The organism is Citrobacter sp. S-77 (assembly GCF_963864895.1).
In the GTDB taxonomy this organism is placed as follows: Bacteria; Pseudomonadota; Gammaproteobacteria; order Enterobacterales; family Enterobacteriaceae; genus Citrobacter; species Citrobacter murliniae.
Window position 1 is genome coordinate 40006 of the sequence record NZ_CAWLWU010000002.1, and the last position, 25138, is coordinate 65143.

General features: G+C 52.0%; 23 protein-coding genes. 9 read left to right on the forward strand and 14 right to left on the reverse strand.

Annotation, left to right across the window (positions count from 1 at the left end; genetic code table 11):
- Positions 1-31: 31 nt before the first annotated feature.
- On the reverse strand, positions 32-475 hold the full coding sequence (locus AACS05_RS00940; RefSeq protein ID WP_045438411.1) for an acetyltransferase: 444 nt from the start codon (positions 473-475) through the stop codon (positions 32-34).
- Between the two features lie 157 nt (positions 476-632).
- Here AACS05_RS00940 and metA point away from each other — a divergent pair, with 157 nt between their 5' ends.
- From metA to aceK, 4 genes are all read left to right on the forward strand, one after another.
- Entirely contained in the window at positions 633-1562 is a 930-nt protein-coding gene (gene metA / locus AACS05_RS00945) for a homoserine O-acetyltransferase MetA (protein ID WP_045438413.1), read from the forward strand.
- 268 nt (positions 1563-1830) lie between these two features.
- Positions 1831-3432, forward strand: a complete 1602-nt coding sequence (gene aceB, locus AACS05_RS00950; RefSeq protein ID WP_045438415.1) for a malate synthase A — start codon at positions 1831-1833, stop codon at positions 3430-3432.
- Positions 3433-3463: 31 nt separating this feature from the next.
- A complete protein-coding gene (aceA, locus tag AACS05_RS00955) occupies positions 3464-4768 on the forward strand; it encodes an isocitrate lyase (RefSeq protein WP_045438418.1) in 1305 nt (434 codons plus the stop codon).
- Between the two features lie 107 nt (positions 4769-4875).
- Positions 4876-6609, forward strand: coding sequence for a bifunctional isocitrate dehydrogenase kinase/phosphatase (aceK, locus tag AACS05_RS00960; RefSeq protein ID WP_045438421.1), 1734 nt, complete (start codon positions 4876-4878; stop codon positions 6607-6609).
- A 103-nt stretch (positions 6610-6712) separates the two neighbouring features.
- Here the strand turns inward: aceK and iclR are convergent, their stop codons facing one another.
- Positions 6713-7537 carry a glyoxylate bypass operon transcriptional repressor IclR gene (gene iclR / locus AACS05_RS00965; RefSeq protein WP_045438423.1) on the reverse strand — a complete coding sequence of 275 codons (825 nt, stop codon included), beginning with the start codon at positions 7535-7537 and terminating at the stop codon, positions 6713-6715.
- A gap of 195 nt (positions 7538-7732) precedes the next feature.
- Here iclR and metH point away from each other — a divergent pair, with 195 nt between their 5' ends.
- Positions 7733-11416 carry a methionine synthase gene (gene metH / locus AACS05_RS00970; protein WP_045438426.1) on the forward strand — a complete coding sequence of 1228 codons (3684 nt, stop codon included), beginning with the start codon at positions 7733-7735 and terminating at the stop codon, positions 11414-11416.
- Between the two features lie 151 nt (positions 11417-11567).
- The gene (locus AACS05_RS00975; protein WP_045438428.1) at positions 11568-13199 is read left to right on the forward strand and encodes a Na/Pi cotransporter family protein; all 1632 of its coding nucleotides are present in this window, start codon (positions 11568-11570) and stop codon (positions 13197-13199) included.
- A 67-nt stretch (positions 13200-13266) separates the two neighbouring features.
- Here the strand turns inward: AACS05_RS00975 and pepE are convergent, their stop codons facing one another.
- Positions 13267-13956, reverse strand: a complete 690-nt coding sequence (pepE, locus tag AACS05_RS00980; protein WP_045438431.1) for a dipeptidase PepE — start codon at positions 13954-13956, stop codon at positions 13267-13269.
- Between the two features lie 328 nt (positions 13957-14284).
- Here pepE and AACS05_RS00985 point away from each other — a divergent pair, with 328 nt between their 5' ends.
- A complete protein-coding gene (locus AACS05_RS00985; protein ID WP_045438433.1) occupies positions 14285-15028 on the forward strand; it encodes an LEM-3-like GIY-YIG domain-containing protein in 744 nt (247 codons plus the stop codon).
- A gap of 111 nt (positions 15029-15139) precedes the next feature.
- Here AACS05_RS00985 and AACS05_RS00990 read toward each other — a convergent pair whose 3' ends face one another.
- Positions 15140-15301 (reverse strand): phage protein, encoded by a 162-nt coding sequence (locus tag AACS05_RS00990; RefSeq protein WP_045438435.1) that lies wholly within the window; start codon positions 15299-15301, stop codon positions 15140-15142.
- Between the two features lie 141 nt (positions 15302-15442).
- On the opposite strand from AACS05_RS00990, the gene AACS05_RS00995 reads away from it, so the two are divergent.
- Positions 15443-15808, forward strand: coding sequence for a hypothetical protein (locus AACS05_RS00995; RefSeq protein WP_045438437.1), 366 nt, complete (start codon positions 15443-15445; stop codon positions 15806-15808).
- A 50-nt stretch (positions 15809-15858) separates the two neighbouring features.
- Here the strand turns inward: AACS05_RS00995 and AACS05_RS01000 are convergent, their stop codons facing one another.
- From AACS05_RS01000 to AACS05_RS01035, 8 genes are all read right to left on the reverse strand, one after another.
- Entirely contained in the window at positions 15859-16671 is an 813-nt protein-coding gene (locus AACS05_RS01000) for a shikimate 5-dehydrogenase (RefSeq protein ID WP_045438439.1), read from the reverse strand.
- A 1-nt stretch (position 16672) separates the two neighbouring features.
- Positions 16673-17893, reverse strand: coding sequence for an L-sorbose 1-phosphate reductase (gene sorE / locus AACS05_RS01005; RefSeq protein WP_045438442.1), 1221 nt, complete (start codon positions 17891-17893; stop codon positions 16673-16675).
- A gap of 74 nt (positions 17894-17967) precedes the next feature.
- On the reverse strand, positions 17968-18792 hold the full coding sequence (locus AACS05_RS01010; protein WP_045438444.1) for a PTS system mannose/fructose/sorbose family transporter subunit IID: 825 nt from the start codon (positions 18790-18792) through the stop codon (positions 17968-17970).
- Positions 18793-18803: 11 nt separating this feature from the next.
- A complete protein-coding gene (locus AACS05_RS01015; protein ID WP_045438446.1) occupies positions 18804-19601 on the reverse strand; it encodes a PTS mannose/fructose/sorbose transporter subunit IIC in 798 nt (265 codons plus the stop codon).
- Between the two features lie 190 nt (positions 19602-19791).
- Positions 19792-20286: a mannose/fructose/sorbose PTS transporter subunit IIB gene (locus tag AACS05_RS01020; RefSeq protein WP_045438448.1), complete on the reverse strand. Its 495-nt coding sequence runs from the start codon at positions 20284-20286 to the stop codon at positions 19792-19794.
- On the reverse strand, positions 20286-20693 hold the full coding sequence (locus tag AACS05_RS01025; RefSeq protein WP_045438451.1) for a mannose/fructose/sorbose PTS transporter subunit IIA: 408 nt from the start codon (positions 20691-20693) through the stop codon (positions 20286-20288). The genes AACS05_RS01020 and AACS05_RS01025 overlap by 1 nt, the downstream gene beginning before the upstream one ends.
- A gap of 9 nt (positions 20694-20702) precedes the next feature.
- Positions 20703-21509 carry an SDR family oxidoreductase gene (locus tag AACS05_RS01030; protein ID WP_045438454.1) on the reverse strand — a complete coding sequence of 269 codons (807 nt, stop codon included), beginning with the start codon at positions 21507-21509 and terminating at the stop codon, positions 20703-20705.
- A gap of 70 nt (positions 21510-21579) precedes the next feature.
- Positions 21580-22533: a sugar-binding transcriptional regulator gene (locus AACS05_RS01035; protein ID WP_045438457.1), complete on the reverse strand. Its 954-nt coding sequence runs from the start codon at positions 22531-22533 to the stop codon at positions 21580-21582.
- A gap of 343 nt (positions 22534-22876) precedes the next feature.
- On the opposite strand from AACS05_RS01035, the gene rluF reads away from it, so the two are divergent.
- The gene (gene rluF, locus AACS05_RS01040; protein WP_045438459.1) at positions 22877-23752 is read left to right on the forward strand and encodes a 23S rRNA pseudouridine(2604) synthase RluF; all 876 of its coding nucleotides are present in this window, start codon (positions 22877-22879) and stop codon (positions 23750-23752) included.
- Here rluF and AACS05_RS01045 read toward each other — a convergent pair.
- Positions 23749-24021 carry a DUF3811 domain-containing protein gene (locus AACS05_RS01045; protein ID WP_045438461.1) on the reverse strand — a complete coding sequence of 91 codons (273 nt, stop codon included), beginning with the start codon at positions 24019-24021 and terminating at the stop codon, positions 23749-23751. The two genes, rluF and AACS05_RS01045, sit on opposite strands and share 4 nt — an antisense overlap.
- A gap of 97 nt (positions 24022-24118) precedes the next feature.
- Positions 24119-25060 (reverse strand): ketopantoate/pantoate/pantothenate transporter PanS, encoded by a 942-nt coding sequence (panS, locus tag AACS05_RS01050; protein WP_045438462.1) that lies wholly within the window; start codon positions 25058-25060, stop codon positions 24119-24121.
- Positions 25061-25138 lie beyond the last annotated feature (78 nt).

The following is a 25138-nucleotide window of genomic DNA, read 5'->3' on the forward strand; positions in this document are numbered from 1 at the left end:
TCGTCCGGCAATACAAACCGTACTGAATCCCTTATTCTCCGGTATACGCGAGATGCAATAACGGATACGGCTTTCCAAGGTCATCAACCTCTGAACGTCCCGTCACCTTAAATCCCATCTTCTTATAGAATCCAACGGCTTGTTCATTTTGCTCATTAACGTTGGTCGTTAACCTGGGGGCCAGCATCAGTGCATGCTCAACCAGCCATTTCCCCACACCACATCCGCGAACATCAGGATCGACGAATAAGGCATCCATATGTTCATCTGTGAGCAGCATAAAGGCGATGGGTTCATCCTGTTCCGTTACCGCAACCCATAGTGGAGCTTCTGGCAAAAACGAACGGACCAGTTCTTCCAGCTCAATACGGTAATCAGATGAGAGAAAATGGTGAGTGGCATCGACTGAACGACACCAGATAGAAACTAACTTATCGCTTTCGTCCGTGCATGAACGACGAATGGTCAGAGCCATAGCATTCTCCTTTTATCTTTACTGCACTATTCTACAGCAAGGGGATGTGAAACTTTCTCACCTTGGGCATACAGACTCGACATTCGTATGATTCCTGGGTATCTTCAGCTATCTGGATGTCTAAACGTTTAAGCGTATGTAGTGAGGTTATCAGGTTATGCCAATTCGCGTGCTGGACGAGCTACCCGCCGTCAATTTCTTGCGTGAGGAAAATGTCTTTGTCATGACGACATCTCGCGCTTCCGGTCAGGAAATTCGTCCACTAAAGGTACTTATCCTCAACCTGATGCCGAAGAAGATTGAAACGGAAAACCAGTTTCTGCGTTTACTGTCGAACTCACCGCTACAGGTGGATGTTCAACTATTACGCATTGATGCACGTGAGTCACGTAACACTCCTACCGAGCATCTAAATAACTTTTACTGTAATTTCGAGGATATCTGCGACCAGAACTTCGACGGACTGATCGTGACCGGCGCGCCGCTGGGTCTGGTTGAATTTAACGATGTGGCTTACTGGCCGCAGATAAAACAGGTTCTGGAATGGGCAAAAGACCACGTCACGTCGACACTGTTTGTCTGTTGGGCGGTACAGGCTGCACTTAATATTTTGTATGGCATTCCCAAACAAACCCGCACGGACAAACTCTCGGGCGTCTATGAACACCATATTCTGCATCCTCATGCCTTGCTGACGCGTGGTTTTGATGACGCATTTCTGGCACCGCATTCACGCTATGCTGATTTTCCAGCAGCACTTATCAGGGATTACACCGATCTTGAGATCTTTGCGGAGACGGAAGAGGGTGATGCCTATCTGTTTGCCAGCAAAGATAAGCGTATTGCATTCGTGACGGGCCATCCAGAATATGATGCCCATACTCTGGCCAGTGAATATTTTCGTGACGTCGAAGCGGGTTTAACTCCGGATGTTCCATACAACTATTTCCCGAAAGACGACCCGCAAAACAAACCGCGGGCAACCTGGCGCAGCCATGGTAATTTGCTGTTTACCAACTGGCTCAACTATTACGTCTACCAGATAACGCCATACGATCTGCGTCACATGAATCCAACGCTGGATTAATCTTCTGTAGCCAGCGATCCTTAAGCGTTTCAGCATATTGAATCAGGCACCTTCGGGTGCCTTTTTTATTTCCGAAACGCACCTCATCATGTAATTAATTTTTATTTTTAATGTTATCAATAAGTTAATTGATAATTAAATTAAAAATGGAAATTGTTTTTGATTTTGAAATTTAATTGAGTAGTCTTAGTTGTGCTGAACGAAAACCGCACAACGATCCTTCGTTCGCATTGGGGATGGTTTTGGATCAATGACGAGGAACTACGCAATGAATCAACAGGCAACAACAACCAATGAGCTGGTGTTTACCAGACCGCATGGCGAGCAAGAACAGCAAATTCTGACTGAAGAAGCGGTGGAGTTTCTGACTGAACTGGTGACACGATTTACACCAAAACGGAATAAGCTTCTCGCTGCACGTATTCAACAGCAGCAGGATATTGATGACGGTAAGTTGCCTGATTTTATTTCGGAAACAGCTTCCATTCGTGAAGGTAACTGGAAAATTCGTGGTATTCCTGATGACTTGCAGGATCGTCGTGTAGAGATCACCGGGCCTGTTGAACGCAAGATGGTGATCAACGCGCTGAATGCGAACGTCAAAGTCTTCATGGCTGATTTTGAGGATTCACTGGCCCCCGAATGGAGCAAAGTCATCGACGGGCAAATTAACCTGCGTGATGCGGTAAACGGTACCATCAGCTACACCAATGAAGCCGGTAAGATTTACCAGTTGAAACCCAATCCGGCGTTATTGATTTGCCGTGTGCGTGGCCTGCACTTGCCGGAAAAACATGTGACCTGGCGCGAAGAAGCGATTCCCGGCAGCCTGTTCGACTTTGCTCTCTATTTCTTCCACAACTATAAAGCGTTGCTGGCAAAAGGCAGCGGTCCCTATTTCTATCTGCCGAAGACTCAGTCCTGGCAAGAAGCTGCCTGGTGGAGTGAAGTCTTCAGCTATGCCGAAGACAGATTTAACCTGCCGCGCGGAACTATCAAAGCTACGTTGCTGATTGAAACGCTGCCAGCTGTCTTCCAGATGGATGAGATCCTGCACGCACTGCGTGACCATATTGTGGGCCTGAACTGCGGCCGCTGGGATTACATTTTCAGCTATATCAAAACGCTGAAAAATCACCCGGATCGTGTTCTGCCGGATCGTCAGGTCGTGACGATGGATAAACCTTTCCTCAGCGCGTACTCGCGTCTGCTGATTAAAACTTGTCACAAACGCGGCGCATTTGCGATGGGCGGTATGGCGGCATTCATCCCCAGCAAAGACGCCGAACGTAACAACCAGGTACTGAACAAAGTTAAAGCGGATAAAGCGCTGGAAGCCAATAACGGTCATGACGGGACCTGGGTTGCTCACCCGGGGCTTGCAGATACCGCAATGGCGATTTTCAACGATGTGCTGGGGGAAAACAAAAACCAGTTATTCGTGACCCGTGATGAAGATGCGCCGATCACCGCAGAACAGCTTCTCGCTCCATGTGAGGGTGAGCGCACTGAAGAAGGGATGCGCGCTAATATCCGCGTTGCTGTGCAGTACATCGAAGCGTGGATCTCCGGCAATGGCTGTGTGCCGATTTATGGTCTGATGGAAGACGCGGCGACCGCCGAAATCTCCCGAACCTCTATCTGGCAGTGGATCCACCATGAAAAAACGCTGAGCAACGGCAAACCTGTCACTAAATCCCTGTTCCGTCAGATGCTGGCAGAAGAAATGCTGGTTATTCAGGACGAACTGGGCGAACACCGCTACAGCAGCGGGCGTTTTGACGATGCCGCGCGCCTGATGGAGCAAATCACCACTTCTGACGAACTGATCGACTTCCTGACCCTGCCGGGTTACCGCCTGCTGGCTTAACTCACCACATCATAATATGGAGCATCTGCACATGAAAACCCGTACTCAACAAATCGAAGAATTACAAAAAGAATGGACACAACCGCGCTGGGAAGGCATTACCCGCCCATATAGCGCGGAGGAAGTGGTGAAATTACGTGGCTCAGTCAACCCGGAATGTACGCTGGCGCAGCTTGGAGCGGCGAAAATGTGGCGTCTGTTGCACGGCGAATCGAAGAAAGGCTACATCAACAGTCTCGGTGCGCTGACCGGTGGTCAGGCGCTGCAGCAAGCGAAAGCCGGTATTGAAGCGGTCTATCTTTCTGGCTGGCAGGTCGCGGCAGATGCTAACCTGGCTTCCAGCATGTACCCGGATCAATCGCTGTACCCGGCGAACTCGGTGCCGGCAGTGGTGGATCGGATCAACAACACCTTCCGCCGCGCGGATCAGATCCAGTGGTCTACCGGTATTGAACCGAACGATCCGCGCTATGTGGACTACTTCCTGCCGATCGTCGCTGATGCTGAAGCCGGTTTTGGCGGCGTACTCAACGCTTTCGAACTGATGAAATCGATGATTGAGGCTGGTGCAGCGGCTGTTCACTTCGAAGATCAGCTCGCCTCCGTGAAAAAATGTGGTCATATGGGCGGCAAAGTGCTGGTACCGACTCAGGAAGCTATCCAGAAACTGGTGGCGGCACGTCTGGCGGCTGACGTGATGGGCGTACCGACGCTGGTTATTGCCCGTACCGATGCTGACGCGGCAGATTTGATCACCTCTGACTGCGATCCATACGACAGCGAGTTCATTACCGGCGAGCGTACCAGTGAAGGGTTCTACCGTACCCATGCGGGCATTGAACAGGCAATCAGTCGCGGCCTGGCCTATGCACCGTATGCTGATCTGGTGTGGTGTGAAACTTCCACCCCGGATCTCGAGCTGGCTCGCCGCTTTGCCGATGCGATCCACGCTAAATATCCAGGTAAACTGTTGGCCTACAACTGTTCACCATCGTTTAACTGGCAGAAGAACCTGGACGACAAAACCATTGCCAGCTTCCAGCAGCAGCTGTCGGACATGGGCTATAAATATCAGTTCATTACTCTGGCGGGTATCCACAGCATGTGGTTCAACATGTTCGATCTTGCACATTCCTATGCGCAGGGCGAAGGCATGCGCCACTACGTCGAGAAAGTCCAGCAGCCAGAATTTGCGGCGGCGAAAGACGGTTACACTTTCGTATCCCATCAGCAGGAAGTGGGTACCGGTTACTTCGATAAAGTGACGACCATTATTCAGGGCGGTGCGTCATCCGTTACTGCGCTGACGGGGTCGACGGAAGAATCACAGTTCTGATTGTCCTGATGCCCGGTGGCACTGTGCTTACCGGGCCTACGGATCTTCGTAGGCCGGATAAGTGAATGCGCTATCCGGCAATCTCCGGTTCTGGATGAGGGCAAAAGATGTCGCGTGGCCTGGAATTACTGATTGCTCAAACCATCCTGCAAGGCTTTGATGCGCAGTATGGCCGATTTCTGGAAGTGACGTCCGGTGCGCAGCAGCGTTTTGAACAGGCCGACTGGCATGCGGTTCAGCAGGCGATGAAAAGCCGTATCCACCTCTACGATCATCATGTGGGCCTGGTGGTGGAACAGTTACGCTGTATTACCGACGGCAAAAGTACCAATGCGGAGTTTTTACTTCGCGTCAAAGAGCATTACACCCGGCTATTGCCGGACTATCCGCGCTTCGAGATTGCGGAGAGCTTTTTTAACTCTGTTTACTGTCGGTTATTTGACCATCGTTCGCTGACTCCCGAGCGTCTGTTTATTTTTAGCTCCCAGCCAGAACGCCGCTTTCGAACCATCCCACGTCCGCTGGCGAAAGACTTTTTCCCTGATTCAGGATGGGAATCGATGCTCGCGAGGGTACTCAGCGATCTGCCTCTGCGTCTGCCGTGGCAGAACAAAATTCGTGATATCCATTACATCATCGGACACCTGACGGAAACTTTTGGTGCGGATGTGTTGCAGCGCTGCCATTTGCAGGTGGCGAATGAACTTTTTTACCGCAATAAAGCCGCCTGGCTGGTTGGGAAACTCATAACGCCTTCCGGTACTTTGCCATTTTTACTGCCGATACACCGCACCGACGAAGGTGAGTTATTTGTTGATACCTGTCTGACAACCGCTGCGGAAGCCAGTATCGTGTTTGGCTTTGCCCGCTCTTATTTTATGGTTTATGCCCCGTTGCCTGCGGCGTTAGTGGAGTGGCTGCGCGAGATCCTGCCCGGTAAAACCACCGCCGAGTTGTATATGGCGATTGGCTGTCAGAAGCATGCGAAAACAGAAAGCTATCGCGAATATCTGCTCTATCTTGCCGGGAGCGACGAGCAGTTTATTGAGGCGCCGGGAATACGCGGCATGGTCATGCTGGTTTTTACGCTGCCGGGATTCGATCGGGTATTCAAAATTATTAAAGATAAATTTGCGCCGCAGAAAGAGATGTCTGCTGCCCATGTCCGTGCCTGTTATCAACTGGTGAAAGAGCACGATCGTGTCGGACGCATGGCGGACACCCAGGAGTTCGAGAACTTTGTATTGGATAAGCGGCAAATCGCCCCGGCGCTGATGGCACTGCTGCTACAGGAAGTCCCTGAAAAGATAACCGATCTTGGCGAGCAGATCGTTATTCGACATCTGTATATCGAACGCCGGATGGTACCGTTGAATATCTGGCTGGAGCAGGTGGAAGGGCAGCAACTGCGGGATGCAATTGAAGAGTATGGCAACGCTATTCGTCAGTTAGCCGCTGCCAATATTTTCCCTGGTGACATGTTATTTAAAAATTTTGGTGTCACCCGCCACGGGCGTGTGGTGTTCTACGACTATGATGAAATTTGTTACATGACGGAAGTGAATTTTCGCCATATCCCACCGCCGCGTTACCCGGAGGATGAGCTGGCAAGTGAGCCATGGTACAGCGTTTCTCCAGGTGACGTTTTCCCGGAGGAGTTCCGTCACTGGCTGTGTGCCGATCCGCGTATTGGACCGTTGTTTGAAGAGATGCACGCTGATCTGTTTCGTGCCGACTACTGGCGGGCGTTGCAGACCCGAATTCGGGAAGGACATGTGGAAGATGTCTACGCTTACCGCCGCAAGCAACGATTTAGTGTGCGTTACAATCAGCAGGACTAGCGTAATTTTGCGTTAATTGCCTGACGTCGCTGTGCCTATCAGGCTCCGGCGATCTCCGGTTTGTAGGCCGGGTAAGGCGTAGCCGTTACCCGACAAAAATGCCTTAACGAATCCCGCCGTATGCCAGCGTTACCTCTTTCGCCGCTTTAATCGCCATCGCGCCAAACTCAGTAACGCGATCGTCGGTGATACGGGAAATCGGTCCGGAGATAGAGATGGCGGCAAATGGCTCACGATACTCATCGTAAATGCACGATGCCACGCAGCGCAGGCCAAGTGCATGCTCCTCGTCATCAAACGAATAGCCACGTTTACGCGTCTGGGCGAGGTCTTCTTTCAGATGTACTGGCGAGACTAGTGTGGCGTGAGTATAAGCATGCAGGCCTTTACGGTGCAGCAGACCAGTAACCTGTTCTTCGCTTAATTGTGCCAGGAATGCTTTTCCCGCGCCGGAAGCGTGCATTGGCAGCTTGCCGCCAATGGGGGCAGACATACGCATCAGCTGTGTGCACTGCACCTGGTCGATAATAATGGCCTGATGGTCGCTCTGATCCAGCACCGCCAGGTTCACTGTTTCGCCGGAGTCTTCCATCAGCTTACGCAGAATCGGATGGACAATCGCCAGCAGGTTGCGGCTTTGCAAAAAGCTGCTGCCGACGATAAACGCATGTGCGCCCACGGCCCAGTGTCCCAGCTCGCCAACCTGGCGGACAAAACCCTGTTGCTGCATCGTGGTCAGCAAACGGTGCGTGGTGGAATTGGGCAAACCAGCTTGTTGCGCCAGTTCGGTCAGCGCTACGCTGCCGTTGGACTCAGCAATCCACTCCAGTAATTTCAGGCCTCGGGTCAGAGACTGAACCTGCCCGGTTGCAGGCGTAGTAGTGGCGGCAGGTTTTCTACCGCGTTTCGCGGGGACAGTGGCAACCATGGCAGACTCCTTTTCTGTATCGTGGAAATCATTTTCGTTTTATTCAATTATAATGCAAGAATTCCTGTACTGATCGGATGAGTGAAGCTGAACATGTCTCATGTTGGCTGTTGTTTGCTTTTCCGTCATTAATCTTTGTGCGAGTATGGTTCGTTGAGCTTTTTTCGGTCTGGTTGAGCGTTGTCGGGAGTCAGTGTGAGTAGCAAAGTTGAACAATTACGTCAGCAGTTAAAAGAACGTATTCTGGTGCTGGACGGCGGTATGGGCACCATGATCCAGAGTTATCGTCTGAGTGAAGAGGATTTCCGCGGCGAGCGCTTTGCCGACTGGCCGAGCGATCTGAAAGGCAACAATGACCTGTTGGTGCTCAGTAAGCCGGAGGTGATAACCGCGATCCATAACGCCTACTTTGAAGCGGGCGCAGATATCATCGAAACCAACACCTTCAACTCCACGACCATCGCCATGGCGGATTACCAGATGGAATCCCTGTCGGCGGAAATCAACTTTGAAGCGGCAAAACTGGCACGTGCCTGTGCGGACGAATGGACGGCACACACGCCGAACAAACCGCGCTATGTCGCGGGTGTCCTCGGCCCGACTAACCGCACCGCGTCTATCTCACCGGATGTTAACGATCCCGCCTACCGTAATATCACCTTTGACGGACTGGTGGCGGCTTACCGTGAATCTACCAAAGCGCTGGTGGAAGGTGGTAGCGATCTGATCCTGATTGAAACCGTTTTTGACACGCTTAACGCGAAAGCGGCCATATTTGCAGTGAAAACAGAGTTTGAAGCACTGGGTGTTGAGTTGCCGATCATGATCTCCGGCACCATCACTGACGCCTCAGGACGTACGCTTTCTGGTCAGACGACCGAAGCATTTTATAATTCACTGCGCCACGCCGACGCGCTCACCTTCGGCCTTAACTGTGCTTTAGGTCCGGATGAGTTGCGCCAGTATGTGCAGGAACTGTCACGTATTGCTGAATGCTACGTAACCGCGCACCCGAATGCTGGTCTGCCGAACGCCTTCGGTGAGTACGATCTTGACGCTGATACCATGGCGAAGCAAATCCGCGAATGGGCACAAGCGGGTTTCCTGAACGTGGTTGGTGGTTGCTGCGGCACCACGCCGGAACACATCGCAGCAATGAGCCGCGCGGTTGATGGCCTGGCCCCGCGCCAGTTGCCGGAAATCCCGGTTGCCTGCCGTTTAGCCGGGCTTGAACCTCTGAATATTGGCGACGACAGTCTGTTCGTCAACGTTGGTGAGCGTACCAACGTCACCGGCTCGGCCAAATTTAAGCGCCTGATCAAAGAAGAAAAATACAGCGAAGCGCTGGACGTTGCCCGCCAGCAGGTGGAAAGTGGCGCGCAAATTATCGATATCAACATGGATGAAGGGATGCTCGATGCCGAAGCGGCGATGGTGCGTTTCCTCAACCTGATCGCCGGTGAGCCGGACATCGCTCGCGTGCCGATTATGATTGACTCCTCGAAATGGGATGTCATCGAAAAAGGTCTGAAGTGCATTCAGGGTAAAGGCATCGTTAACTCCATTTCGATGAAAGAGGGTGTAGAAACCTTTATCCATCACGCGAAGTTGCTGCGACGCTACGGTGCGGCGGTGGTGGTTATGGCCTTTGATGAACAGGGTCAGGCCGATACCCGTGCCCGTAAAATTGAGATTTGTCGCCGGGCGTACAAAATTCTCACCGAAGAGGTGGGCTTCCCGCCGGAAGACATTATCTTCGATCCAAACATCTTTGCGGTTGCGACCGGTATTGACGAACATAACAACTACGCGCAGGACTTTATCGGCGCGTGTGAAGATATCAAACGCGAACTGCCGCATGCGCTAATCTCTGGCGGCGTCTCTAACGTCTCGTTCTCGTTCCGTGGCAACGATCCAGTGCGCGAAGCCATTCACGCGGTGTTCCTGTACTATGCCATTCGTAACGGTATGGACATGGGGATCGTCAATGCCGGACAACTGGCGATCTATGACGACCTGCCGGCCGAGTTACGCGATGCGGTGGAAGATGTGATCCTCAACCGCCGCGATGACGGCACCGAGCGTCTGCTGGATCTGGCCGAAAAATACCGTGGCAGCAAAACCGATGATACCGCCAACGCCCAGCAGGCGGAGTGGCGTAGTTGGGATGTGAAAAAACGTCTCGAATATTCGCTGGTGAAAGGCATTACTGAGTTTATCGAACTGGACACCGAAGAGGCTCGCCAGCAGGCAGCACGCCCGATTGAGGTCATCGAAGGGCCGCTGATGGACGGTATGAACGTCGTTGGTGACCTGTTCGGTGAGGGTAAAATGTTCCTGCCGCAGGTGGTGAAATCTGCCCGAGTGATGAAACAGGCGGTGGCATACCTCGAACCCTACATTGAAGCCAGCAAAGAAAAAGGCTCCAGCAACGGCAAGATGGTTATCGCTACCGTGAAGGGCGATGTGCACGATATTGGCAAGAACATTGTCGGCGTGGTGTTGCAATGCAACAACTACGAAATCGTCGACCTTGGCGTGATGGTGCCAGCGGAGAAAATCCTCAGAACCGCGCGTGAAGTGAATGCCGATCTGATTGGCCTCTCCGGGCTGATTACCCCGTCGCTGGACGAAATGGTCAATGTGGCGAAAGAGATGGAACGTCAGGGCTTTACTATCCCGCTGCTGATTGGTGGTGCAACGACGTCAAAAGCGCACACAGCGGTGAAGATCGAGCAAAACTACAGTGGGCCAACGGTCTATGTACAGAACGCCTCTCGCACCGTTGGCGTGGTTGCCGCTTTGCTGTCCGATACACAGCGCGATGATTTTGTCGCCCGTACGCGTAAAGAGTATGAAACGGTGCGTATCCAGCATGCGCGTAAGAAACCGCGTACTCCGCCAGTGACACTGGCTGCCGCGCGTGAGAACGATCTGGCGTTCGACTGGGCAAGCTACACACCGCCGGTGGCTCATCGTCTCGGTGTGCAGAGCGTTGAAGCCAGCATCGAAACGCTGCGTAATTACATCGACTGGACGCCGTTTTTTATGACCTGGTCGCTAGCCGGGAAATATCCACGCATTCTGGAAGATGAAGTGGTGGGTGAAGAGGCGAAACGTCTGTTTAAAGACGCCAACGATATGCTGGATAAACTCAGCGCCGAGAAAACGTTGAATCCGCGCGGTGTGGTTGGCCTGTTCCCGGCTAACCGTGTCGGCGATGACATTGAGATCTATCGTGATGAAACGCGCACACATGTGCTGAATGTGAGTCATCATCTGCGTCAGCAAACGGAAAAAGTCGGCTTTGCCAACTACTGCCTGTCTGACTTTGTGGCACCCAAACTGAGCGGCAAGGCGGATTACATCGGTGCCTTTGCGGTCACTGGCGGTCTGGAAGAGGACGCGCTGGCTGAAGCTTTCGAGGCGCAGCACGATGACTACAACAAGATCATGGTGAAAGCGATTGCCGACCGTCTGGCAGAAGCCTTTGCAGAATATCTGCATGAGCGTGTCCGTAAAGTTTACTGGGGCTACGCGGCGAACGAGAATCTCAGCAATGACGAACTGATCCGTGAGAACTATCAGGGTATTCGTCCGGCACCAGGTTATCCGGCGTGTCCGGAACATACCGAGAAAGCCACTATCTGGGAGCTATTGGATGTGGAAACGCATACCGGTATGAAACTCACGGAGTCTTTCGCCATGTGGCCTGGCGCATCAGTCTCCGGCTGGTACTTCAGTCATCCGGACAGTAAGTACTACGCGGTGGCACAAATTCAGCGCGACCAGGTTGAAGATTACGCCTTCCGTAAAGGGATGAGTGTGGCGGAAGTTGAGCGTTGGTTAGCGCCTAATCTGGGCTATGACGCCGACTGATTCACAAAACTGTCATCTTTCTTTACAACAAACAGGGCACTCAATGAGTGCCCTGTCTCTTTATTACATTTAAACCCTTATACTGAAGGGAACTTGTGCGCATTGTAGGCATGAGTTCAGGAACATATAAATATAAGGAGAACCTGATTCCGTGTTAACTCTGCTACACCTGCTTTCTGCTGTCGCTATGCTGGTTTGGGGCACTCACATTGTGCGTACTGGTGTGATGCGTGTCTTTGGTGCCCGTTTACGCACTGTGCTTAGCCGAAGTGTTGAAAAGAAGCCGCTCGCCTTTTGTGCGGGGATTGGCGTCACTGCACTGGTGCAAAGCAGTAACGCGACCACTATGCTGGTGACGTCGTTTGTCGCCCAGGATCTGGTGGCGCTCACGCCTGCGCTGGTCATTGTGCTTGGTGCCGATGTGGGGACCGCGCTGATGGCGCGTATCCTGACTTTTGATCTCTCCTGGCTGTCGCCACTGCTGATTTTTATTGGTGTGATCTTCTTTCTGGGGCGTAAGCAGTCCCGCGTCGGACAGTTGGGGCGCGTAGGCATCGGGCTGGGGCTGATCTTACTGGCGCTGGAGCTGATTGTGCAGGCGGTGACACCGATCACTCAGGCAAATGGAGTGCAGGTTATTTTCGCCTCGCTAACCGGCGATATCATGCTTGATGCGCTGATTGGCGCAATGTTCGCGATTATCAGCTACTCCAGCCTGGCGGCGGTTCTGCTGACGGCAACGTTGACCGCAGCGGGTATTATCTCGTTCCCGGTCGCCTTGTGTCTGGTGATTGGCGCGAACCTGGGCTCCGGTTTACTGGCGATGCTGAACAATAGCGCAGCCAATGCAGCAGCACGCCGTGTGGCGCTTGGCAGTCTGCTGTTTAAGCTGGTGGGCAGCCTGATTATTCTGCCGTTCGTTCATCCGCTGGCCAATCTGATGGATGAACTGCCACTGCCGAAATCTGAATTAGTGATCTATTTTCACGTCTTCTACAACCTGGTGCGCTGCGTAGCGATGGTACCGTTTGCCGAGCCGATGGCGCGCTTTTGCAAACGTATTATCCGTGATGAACCCGAATTAGACGCCCATCTGAAACCCAAGCATCTGGATGTCAGCGCGCTGGATACGCCGACGCTGGCGTTGGCCAATGCTGCCCGTGAAGCCCTGCGTATTGGTGATGCAATGGAGCAGATGATGGAGGGTCTGAAAAAGGTAATGCACGGCGAGCCGCGCGAAGAAAAAGAGCTGCGCAAGATGGCCGACGACATCAACGTGTTGTACACGGCGATCAAACTCTATCTGGCGCGGATGCCAAAAGATGAGCTGGCGGAAGAGGAGTCCCGGCGCTGGGCGGAGATTATCGAAATGTCGCTCAACCTGGAACAGGCTTCCGATATTGTTGAACGAATGGGCAGTGAAATTGCCGATAAGTCGCTGGCCGCGCGTCGGGCATTTTCTCTGGAAGGGTTGAAAGAACTGGATGCGCTCTACGATCAGTTACTAAGCAACCTGCAACTGGCTATGTCAGTGTTCTTCTCCGGTGATGTGACCAGTGCCCGTCGTCTGCGTCGCAGCAAGCACCGTTTTCGCATTCTTAACCGTCGTTACTCGCATGCGCACGTCGATCGACTGCATCAGCAGAACGTCCAGAGTATCGAGACCAGTTCACTGCATCTTGCATTACTTGGCGACATGCAGCGTCTGAACTCATTGTTCTGTTCTGTTGCCTACAGCGTGCTGGAACAGCCGGATGAAGACGATGAGCGGGATGATCATTAACTGACGGTGATACCTGATGACGCTGTGCTTCCAGCCTACCGGACTGCGTAGCGCCATCAGGCGTTAATTAAAAGCAGTGACCTGCTTCAAGGGCTACCGCTTCTTCACCCGCTTTGAATACGTAAGTGGTGTTCGGGCCGCCAAGAATGGCTTTATCGTTACTTACTTTGATCCAGTTCCCCTCCGGCAAACCAATCACTGTCAGTTCCGGTGCGACAACCAGCAGCTCGCGAATACGCTGTTCACGCGTTTCGCCTTTGTGGCCTTCCGGCAGCGCGTTGGTGAAGTGCGGGTTGATTTGTAGTGGGAACAGACCCAGGGCGTCAAAACCTTTTGGATCGACAATTGGCATGTCATTCGTGGTACGGATAGTCTGGCAGGCGAGGTTCGCACCCGCACTCCAGCCGATGTACAGCGCGCCGCGTTTGACCACGCCAACAATTGGTGCCAGCAAGCCACGCTCACGGCTCTCTTTCAGCAACTGGAAAGTGTTACCTCCGCCGACAATCACCACTTCAGCGTTCTCAATGGCTGCGACCGGATCGGCAACGGTATGAATGCCTGTGACATCGACGCCCATTGGCGCAAAGATGGCTGCCGTTTTCGCTGTATAGTCGTCCCAGGTTTGCGTGACACCAGCAAACGGAATAAACACCGCAGAGCGGCGACCGTTCAACTGCTCAGCGATCAGTGGCAGCGCGTGTTCCATCCAGCCTTTGCCTGGCAGTGTCGAGTTACTCAATAAAAGCAGTTCCATCATTTCTCCAGATAATCAGTAAATTACAAACCACAGTAATGCTACCACCGTCAGTGTAACACCTTACTGATATGGCTCACGATGTTGGAGATGAGGTTGTGGAAAGCGCCTCGCAATAATGCGTAATTTTTCAGGATGCTGCGATTGATACGAGAAACGATAACGGTGGAGAGGGGAGGCAGCTGTGTGCCAATAGCAGTCGTTGCTAACTTTGGCCCATATTCATCAATGGGCGCAGGTCAATCTGTACGCTAATTGTTTTGCGCTTAAGTTCGGAACTCTAGTGCCGATAGTAAAATTAAGTACTTTTGCCTTAAGGAAGCAAGGTTTGAAAGATTTTTCAAAATACTCAAAAGCGTTAGGGATGGCTAAGTTCTATGTTTATGCATTTTATGACACTGAAGATGCAGCTAAAAAGCCGTTTTATATAGGCAAAGGCAAGTCAGAACGCTGCCTTGATCATATAAAGTATAATGATGACTCTCCGAAATCAGAACGAATTAATCATCTGTTAAAAACAGGAAATCTGGGTATCGACATACTACGCCATGGCATGGATGAGGCAACCGCGAAGCTTGTTGAAGCAACATGTATTGATCTCTTAGGTGTTGGAGAACTGACCAACAAAGTACGAGGAAGCAGCTCCCTTATGGGGCGAATCACGCTGGATGAGCTCAACCATCTCCTTCTTAAGCAAGAGACGGAAATCGCACCTGAACATGCCGGGCTCGCTTTTTTGCTAAACAGCACCTACAAGTCTGGCATGAGTGCACTTGCATTATATGAAGCTACACGTGGCGTCTGGGCAAAAGTACCAAAAGATGAAAACCTACAATTTGCATACGCCACCTACGGCGGTTTAGTGATGGAAGTTTACGAGATACAGTGCTGGTTAAAGGCAGGCTCTCAGCAGTACTTTACCCGGGAACTGGTCATCCCTCCCGAAACCAACCGTTCAGAGTTTGTTGGACGAATCGCATCACCAAAAATCAGAGAATTATACGTAGGCAAGCTAATCAAAAAATCGCGTAGTCATGGTAGCCCTTTCGTAAAAGTCGGGCTGGCGCAATAAACTGACCTGCTTCCCGTTGATTAATACACCTCAATACTAGTCATGTTGTTGAGGCTACCAATGTCCGCTCCTCGCTCTCAGCGGACTTTCAGCCAACCGACATAAATCCCCTTAAACCTCAATCCCTTTTTGCTTCACTTCTTTCCTGATAATACGTTTAATCCAGGCAGCAAGCGATTCATCGCCGTCCTGTTTTTGTGCTTCTTCCATTGCTTTTCGCAGTTCTGGATCCAGACGGAATTGAAACGGGGGATTGCCTCTTCTTTCATTCATGTGTGTTGACACCTTAATTACACAAGAGTGGTGTGAGCATGTGTGATGACACATTACTCTCACACATTAAAAATGACAACGCCCCGAAAGTGCAGCAACACGATCAGGGCGTTTAACCACAACATTATACGAGGTAATGCTATGGCTGATGCTAATCGTACCACTAACGCCCGTTCGGCGTCTTTTTCTCTCCTGCCTGAAGCTGATCTATTCCACTTTCCACTCGCTGAGGCCTTTCGCCATCTCGACTGTAGTCAACTCTCCACTGAAGAAAACCTGGCACTGTCATTTGGCTGCGAAGAGATGCTGGCCGGTCTGTATCACACGCTGAATGTTATGGGTGAAAGCCTGCTGACAATGGCGGGTGAAAAACAGGAACGTATGTCCAATGAGAGCGTTTGCCAGTTGGGGCACAGCCTGATGAACATCAGCCAATTGATTCCTGCACTGGCTGAGTTAGAAGCGAAAGCGGATCAGCAACTGTTCGCTATGCCTCGAATTGCGTAGTGGCAAAGACAAATAAGAGCGCCCATCCCCGGCGCTCTACTCCTGCTCTCTTACCCCGCTCGCGCAAATTCAGCAGCTTCGGCAATCAGTGCGTCGTCCGGGCGCATGCCGGTGTACATGGCGAACTGCTCCACGGCCTGTAAGGCAATCACTTCTGCACCGCTGATAGTCTTTTTACCCAACTGCTGCGCCAGTTTTATCACCGGCGTTTCTGGTGGCAGGGCGACGACATCAAACACCACGTGGGCGTTAGCGACCATCACTTTGCTGTACGCCAGTTCATCGCTTTCTTTACCTCCGGCCATACCGACGGGGGTGACGTTGACCAGAATGTCACAGGCAATCCCTTCCGGCTGTGGCTGCCATTGAAAACCGTACTGTCTTGCAAGCACCGGGCCGCTTTCCCGGTTGCGGGCAGCAACGATCACATCGTGAAAACCGGCATCGCGAAACGCGGCGATGACCGCCTTGCCCATCCCACCGCTGCCGCGAATCATGACGCGAGCGCCGTTATCAAGCTGGTGGCTGGCAATCAGGCTTTTTACTGCAATATAGTCGGTGTTAAAACCCGTTAGCGTACCGTTGTCGTTGACGATAGTGTTCACGGAATCAATAGCTTGCGCAGAGGGATCGATGACATCCAGAAACGGCATGCAGCTCTCTTTAAACGGCATCGATATCGCGCAGCCGCGAATACCTAACGCTCGCACGCCTTTCACCGCAGCCTCGATATCCTGAGTGCTGAAGGCTTTGTAGATAAAGTTTAACCCCAACTTTTCATACAGATAGTTGTGAAATCGCGTGCCGAAGTTGCCGGGCCGACCGGCAAGCGACATACACAGCTGGGTGTTGCGATTAATCATGTTAAATCTCCCTGGCGTGCGCCAATACGTATTGCTCGGCTTCCTGTGACCAGATCCCATGATGGCGTTCCAGGATATCGCGCAAAGCCGGATCGTCTATCTGCGTCAGCGCGGTTAATGGCAACGCTTTGCCGGTGTACACCAGTTTTTTTCCGCCGCCTACAGCCGGAAGCTCCAGCGTTGTTTCACCTGCCGCATTCAGCCCGAGAATGTGCGTCACCACTTTTGCAGCCTGTACTTTTTTCTCTTCAATCAGTTTTACTGCCGCGCGCATATCGTCAGTATTACCGCCAGACGTCCCGACGTAATGGGTGAAAGCGTAGTGGACATCGTAGAAGTTAATCGGCGCGGTGAACTGCTTATCCTGCGGACCGGCAAAGAAGTTCATACAGCCATCGGCTGCCAGCAGGGAAGAGGCCAGCGTGACCAGTTGCTCGTTCGGCACAAACACAAAGATGTCGTCAAATCCGTGACCGCCGCTCAGCGCCATCAGCGTGTCATAAGACGCTTCCTGGGCGTGAAGATAGTGGATCTGTGTTTGTGGCTCCGACGGATAGTGTTTGCGGGCGTAGCTTAGTTTGTCTTTGTTGGTATCGGTTACCACCAGCAGTGCCGGATTAACCGGGCCGTGCAACGCATAATCAATCGCCAGCAGCCCCATTGGACCGGTGCCGCCGAGGATTAGCGTGCGCCCCTGCGGACGAATGCCCATCTTGTGGTTATAGGTGCCTTCCTGCAGGTGATAGTTGGCGTTGAATGCGCCAATCACGCAGGACAGTGGTTCAACCAGGGAGCCTTCAAAATAGGTCTCTCCTTCGTAGGCGAGCAGGCAGTCCTGCTCCATTACTTCATTGGGAATGACAACGCGCGTCGCCTCACCGCCAACCCAGGGAAAGGAGTAGCCGGGGCAGTCCGGGCGATCCGGGAGTTGCAGGTTAGCCTGAATCACATAGCGCTGGCCGGGTTGAAACTTATGCTGCCATTTTTTCCCCACGGCGAGAATATCGCCGCAAAACTCGTGGCCGATGATGATCGGGTTGATGGCCACATCGTCCGGTACTTTTTTGTGGTTCTCGCCCTGATTCGCTTCTTTCCAGGAAGAGAGGCACAGGCTGTCGGTGACGACCGAAGCCAGAATTTCATCGTCCTGCATTTCCGGAAGATCGAAAGTTTCCAGGCGCAGATCGCGTTTGCCATAAAGGCGTAAAGCTGTCGTTAACATATATACCACCTCTTTCCCTGTATCTTCTGGGAATAGTTATTTGAAGGTGCCCCGGTAGAGACCGGGGCGAATAATCAGGACAGGAAGCCCAGCGCATGACCGATAATCCCCAAACCAAACAGGGCAAAGATCAGCCATACCGGATTAATTTTCTTGTTAAGCAGCCGTACCATCAGCAGTGTCAGCGCCAGCGCCAGCAGGCCAGGGCAAAGCTGATCGAGAATGTTTTGTACGGTCATGGTGACAGTGGTGCCGTCTGCGCCAGGCGTTTGCGATACCACCAGCGGTACGTTGATGCTGGTCCATTTGGTGACCAGAACCCCCATCACAAACAGGCCGAGAATCGATGCGCCTTCGGTTAGTTTTTGCAGCAGATTGCCGCCCATATCGCTGACGATGTTGACTCCTTTACGAAAGCCAAGCTGTAAGCCGTACCACTTCATCGCCAGACGCACCGCGTTGAAAATAAAGAAGAACAATAACGGACCGAGAATGTTGCCGGAGAGCGCTAAAGATGCACCGAGCGCGGCGGTAATCGGCCGTAACGTGCCCCAGACCAGCGGGTCGCCGACGCCGGCAAGCGGACCCATCAGGCCGACTTTGATGCCATTGATCGCACCGTCGTCAATTTCTGCACCGTTGGCGCGTGCTTCTTCCATTGCGGCGGTGACGCCGATCACCGGTCCGCACACCGCCGGAGTGGTGTTGAAGAACACCAGATGACGCTTAAGCGCCGCGACCTGATCCTCCTTCAGTGGATACAGGCGTTTAATGGCGGGGATCATGTCGTAGCAAAAACCCAGCCCATGAATGCGTTCAAAGTTGAATGATGCCTGTTGCAGGTTGGAGCGAACAAACATGCTAAACAGGTCCGATTTGGTCAGTTTTTTCTGTTCCATGATGGGCTCCGTTAGTCGTCAAGTTGGTCAAGGGCGGTAGATGTGGTGGCTTGCGCCTGCGGTTCGGCTTTACGCCATTGCGGGTTCAACTGGATATAAACCAGCGCGATAATTACGCCCACACCGCCAAAGGCCAGCAGGCTCAGGTCGAGATAGCCCCCGGCGATAAAGCCGAGGAAGAAGAACGGCATCAAATACTTCACGCCCATCATGCGCAGCACCATGGCGTAACCGACCACCACGATAAAGCCACCAGCAATCTGCAGGCCGCGAGTGACGAATTCCGGGATAGCATTCAGCATATTGCTGACCATGTCGGCGCTAACAAACAGCGAAACAATCAACGCCGGAATAGCGACGCGTAGCGCCTGCACACCCAGCGCGGAGACGTGAAGGATATCGATGGTACGAAAGCGCGCGTCTTCCGCTGCTTTATCTGCCGCGTGCTGGAACACCACGGTGATAGTACGGGCAAAGACGGTGAGCACCTGGCCTGCGGCAGCTACGGGAAGCGCAATCGCGATACCGGTTGCGATGCTCTGCTGGCCGACGATCACCAGAATGGCGGAAATAATACTGGCGAGTGCCGAATCGGGGGACTGCGCTGCACCAACGTTCATCCAGCCGAGCGCGATCAGCTCCAGCGTGCCGCCGAGCATAATCCCGGTTTTTAAATCACCAAGAATTAAGCCAATAACGGTACAGGCGATGAGCGGGCGGTGGGTCTGGAATTCATCCAGCACGCTGCCCATTCCGGCAATACAGGAAAATAGAAATATGGCGATAATTTGTAGGGTACTTATTTCCATAATATGGCACCTTCAGAGTGTGATCATCCCTGCCTGTTACAGCCTTAATACACAGGCGCTTTTATACATGGCATCCTTCAGGCTGCCTCGGCGTTGGCTACGTTCGTTCACCCGAATCACTTGCCAGAGTGAGCTCATCGGGATTCACTCATTTTCAGCCTTGATGCAACTTGAATGATTTTGTGTATATTTATTCAGCGAAAGATTGTTCTTTTATTTTTTCGAGAATACTAATCGATGGGTCGGAAGCCACGACGCGTAAATCCAGAGTGACGCCTAATTGATCCAACTCACGGAACGCATTAATATCATCATCATCTAGCGAGACCGCTTTGGTTAATTGTTTTTTACCCGGTCGCCAGGCCATGCCACCAATATTTAAGGTGGCTATTTTCACGCCTTGTTTTACCATTGCCAAGGCATCCTGTGGGCGGGTAAATAAATAAAATACGGTTTCGTCTTTATATTGCGGATTGTGATATACCGCGACCGCCTTTTCGATATTGACTACGTTAACTTTCATCCCTGGCGGGGCAGCCTGGCGCAATAATGTCCGGCGTACTTCATCGTTATAGACGTCATCGTTACAGATAATAATCCGTTGGGCATTCGCCACCTTCGACCAGACGGTGGTGACCTGACCGTGGATCAGGCGGTCATCAATACGAGCAAGGGTAATGTTCATCAGAAATCCTCATCGATCGTTTCCAGTGGCTTCCAGACGACGCAAGTTTGTAGCGCAATGCTCGTCAGGTGTTCACACAGTTCATCCACGTTCATACTGCTCTGGTTGTCCACCAGTTCCAGCGCCAACGGCAGTGACAACCCACTAATGACCCGTATTGCCGGGTTACGCATCGCCAGTGTGGCGGCGGCATTCCAGGGGCTGCCACACTGTAAATCGACGGCTATCAGCCACTCATCGCTAGTGTGGGCGCTCACTAACTTTTCCAGTTTTACCACGATGTCACTGGCGTTTTCACCGGGGACAAATTCCACCGCTTCCACGTTGGCATCGCCGTAGACCATCTGCACCGATTCCAGCATGGCGCAGGCCAGTTTGCCGTGGGCGCAGAAGATTGCATTGACCATAAAATCTCCTTAGCCGCGCGTTTTTCCGCCCGCAATGTTAGTGGTTACTCCGGTAATATAGCTGGCGCGTTCTGACAGAAGATAACAAACAAAATCAGCAACTTCGCTCAGGCGTCCCGAACGGCCAATAGGAATTGAGTTTTTGGTATAGCCCTCGCGCAACTGCTCGACGGTGATGTTGCGGGTCCAGGCCAGCGCTTCTTCATACTCGGGGGTGCGCAGTCCGGTTTTTTCCAGAATGCCAGGTGCAATTCCGACTACACGAATACCGTGTTTGCCCAATTCCTTTGACCAGGAACGGGTAAAGCTATTCAGTGCGGCTTTGGTGGCGGCATAGCAACTTTGACCCTCTGAGCCTTCCAGTCCGCTTTCGGAAGAGACATTCACAATTACGCCGTCATGCTGTTTCACCATCTGGCGTGCCACTGCTTGCGACATTAAGAACACACCTTTCTGGTTGATGTTGACCATTTTTTCAAAAGCAGCTTCGTTGAGTTCATATTGTCCGGCGGGTGCTTTTTCATCGACAAGCAGGCGTGGGAAATTAACCCCTGCATTATTCACCAGTCCGTCAATACGTCCGTAGCGTTGAATAATTTCAGCAACAGTATGATTAACTTCTTTGGCGCTGGAAATATCCGTTGGCCAGAAGTGATATCCGCTATGGCCTTCATATTTACCTTCTCCGCCATGAATATCTGCCATTTGCACATTAGCGCCTTGTGCTAATAATTCTTCGACAATGGCCAGGCCAATTCCGGATGCGCCACCGGTAACAATAATGACTTTATCTTGCAGATTTAACCACGTTTTCATAATAGACTCCCAATTTCAGATAAGGGGATCCCTCATAAAATTAATTACGTCAGGATCAATTTGAATATATTTATTTCAACAATAATTCAGCAGTATGGCTGTTAGTGACTAAACCGTTAATATAATTTCCGCGTAAAGCACCGAGAATACCGCTCAGTTTTTCTTCCCCCATGGCGATGCCGATGGAGTAACGCGCCTGCTTTAATTTATTGGTTTCGATGGAGAGCGTCTTTTCACTCATATTGGTCTCTACCGTTACACCGTTGATATCATAAAAGCGTGAACAAATGTCCCCGGCAACCTGACGGGCATGCAGGTCATCACTCTCTTCGCTGCCGTAAAATGCATGCCAGTTAGCACCATCTCGTATCGCCGGGGAACCAATTCCCACCAGCGCGACATCCAGATTATCCCAGTAGGCGGAAATCGATTTAAAATGTCGTGACTGCATAATCCCGTTACGGATCAGCGGATTTTCCAGAAGCGCCGGGAAATCTGCCAGGTGAGATTCACCCTTGAGCTTTGCCGCTGCGCTGTAAGTCAGCGTGTTGACGTGGTAGCGACTTTCAAGTTTGCCGGAAGGCCCGCCGATGATAGGCACGCAGATAAGCTGACGTGACTGGCTGGCGGGGGATAATCCTTCAACCAGTCCCCTTACCGCGCGCCCCCATGAGAAACCGATAATATCGCCAGGTTCCAGCAAGCGTTCCAGTAACTGCGCGCCGTGCACGCCCATCATCTTGAGCTGTTCATCTTCTTGTTCGCTATCGCAGGAGACCACGACCGCTTCTTTCAGGCCAAATTTCTGTTTTAGCTGCTGTTCCAGCCACAGGTTCTCGTTGTAGTCGTAATTAATGGCGATGGTGACGATGCCCTGCTCGCGACCACGCTTTAGCAAGCGGCTGATCGTGGTGCGATAGATTCCCAGCTCCCGGGCGATTTGCGCTTGTGTCATATCCTGTTCGTAATAAAGCTGCGCTATTTTTACGATCAGGCGGATATCATCGCTGTTTTCCGTCGCCATCTTTGGGCTCCTGCACATTTGTGCAAATCACGAAATTGACTTCTTGATCTGATATAACCCCATCCGTTCCACATCTCAAAGCTATTTTCACTTATTTCATCGCCATGAACTGGCTGATTATGTTGCACATTTGATGTGCTGATAGCGCGTTGCTGGCACAAATGTGCTTGTTGCTGTAATGCGTTGATTCTGTTTATTTTCGCCCAACAAAATTGCAGGCGCGGATTGCTGACACTTTTGTGTAGAAAGGTGTGATTGATCACATATAGCGCTTGGGCATTCGAACACGATTATTTTTTATCGCCCGCAAGGTAGGGTATATTTCTCTGCCAAAGGAGAACTTATGCTGCCCGACTCATCCATCCGATTAAATAAATACATCAGTGAAAGCGGAATCTGCTCGCGTCGCGAGGCGGATCGCTTTATCGAACAAGGGAATGTCTTCATTAATGGCAAACGCGCCACCATTGGCGATCAGGTGATGCCTGGCGACGTCGTCAAAGTGAATGGTCGGTTGATTGAGCCGCGTGAAGCGGAAGATCTGGTTTTTATCGCGCTGAATAAGCCGGTGGGGATCGTGAGCACTACCGAAGACAGCGAACGCGACAACATTGTTGATTTTGTGAACCACAGTAAGCGCGTGTTCCCGATTGGCCGCCTGGATAAAGACTCTCAGGGGCTGATTTTTCTGACCAACCATGGCGACCTGGTCAATAAGATCCTGCGTGCCGGTAACGATCACGAAAAAGAGTATCTGGTGACGGTAGATAAACCGGTCACGGACGAGTTCATTCGTGGAATGGGGGCTGGTGTGCCTATTCTTGGCACTGTCACCAAAAAATGTAAGGTCCGGAAAGAGGCGCCGTTTGTTTTTCGCATCACGCTTGTTCAGGGGCTAAATCGCCAGATCCGTCGTATGTGCGAACACTTTGGCTATGAAGTCACGAAGCTTGAACGTACGCGTATCATGAACGTCGGTCTGTCCGGCTTACCGCTGGGGGAATGGCGTGACCTGACGGATGATGAACTGATCGAACTGTTCAAATTGATTGAAAACTCTTCTTCAGAAGCGAAACCGAAGGCGAAAGCGAAGCCAAAAACGGCAGGTATTAAGCGCCCGGTCGTGAAGATCGAAAAATCCGCTGAGAAAGAGAAAGCGCGCCCGGCTGCAAACGGTAAACGTTTTACCTCGCCGGGGCGTAAGAAGAAAGGACGTTAACGTCTGCCGCGCGTTGGCGTATTCGCTGACCAGGAAAACGATGCTTCCGCATCTGGTTTATAAGCCTGCTTTTTCTTCAACTGGCGGGCTTTTTTTGCCTCTGCTTCGCGCTGAACCATCAGCTTATCGATGTATTCCTTCTTAATACTGTTGGTCTCTGCGTTGGTCAGCAGGCGGCCATGTGCAATGCGGGCGCGGTCAAGCAGCGTTTTCAGCTCACGCTGTTCGCGCTCGGTCATCTCTTTTTGGGTAATGCGGGGGAGTGCCATACGGTTGCCCTCAGTTAGCCTGTTAGCTCAGTGTACGGTAATCTCGGGCTGTCTGATAGCATATAGGCCGGGTAAGCTTGCGCCTCCCGGCACTTTTTTAGTTTTCCTTCACCGCCTGATGGTGTTTCTCATCAATTGGTTTACCGGACCAGTAGCCTGCCAGCAGTGAGCCGGAAAGGTTATGCCAGACAGAGAACAGTGCGCCTGGAAGCGCGGCCAGCGGGCCGAAGTAGATTTTTCCCAGCGCGGCAGCAAGTCCTGAGTTCTGCATTCCCACCTCGATCGCCAGCGTGCGGCAGGTGGATTCATCGAAGCCAAACAGTTTTCCGCCCCAGTAACCACCGAGCAGACCGATAGTGTTGTGCAAAATCACGGCGATAATCACCACAAAGCCGACGGATGCGATGTGTGACGCGGAACCCGCCACGACTGCGCTGATGATCGCCAGAATGCACACCATTGAGAAAGCAGGTAGATACGACTCCACGGCTTTGACTACCCGTGGGAACAGATGGTGAATGACCAGGCCCAGAGCGATTGGGATTACGACAATTTGTAGAATGCTGAGCAGCATTCCCATCACATCCACCTGAATATGCGCATCGACATACAGTCGTGTCAGCAGCGGGGTGGCGACGACGCCTACCAGCGTTGAAACAGATGAAATAGTGACAGACAGCGCCACGTCACCCTTTGCCAGGTAGATCATTACATTGGATGCAGTGCCGCTGGCGACACTACCGACCAGTACCATGCCAGCGGACAGTTCCGGTGGCATATGGAAAGCCAGTGCCAGAATCCAGGCCGCGAGCGGCATCACCAGATAGTGCAGGAAAATACCTGCGGCGACCGGTGCAGGACGTGAGAGTACGCGCTTAAAGTCATCAACTTTAAGATGTACGCCCATCCCGAGCATAATCAGCATTAACAGCGTGGTGACCCATGGGCCAACAGGGGTAAAGGTGGATGGCGTATAATACGCGATAACAGAGAGTAGCAGCGCCCATAACGGGAACAGCCGGGTGAGAGTGGCGAGCATGTTGTTTTCCTTGCACTTTACTCGTCATATTTCAGGCAACAGCGATGTCGCTGTCACCAGAATTATTAAGAGTCGGTT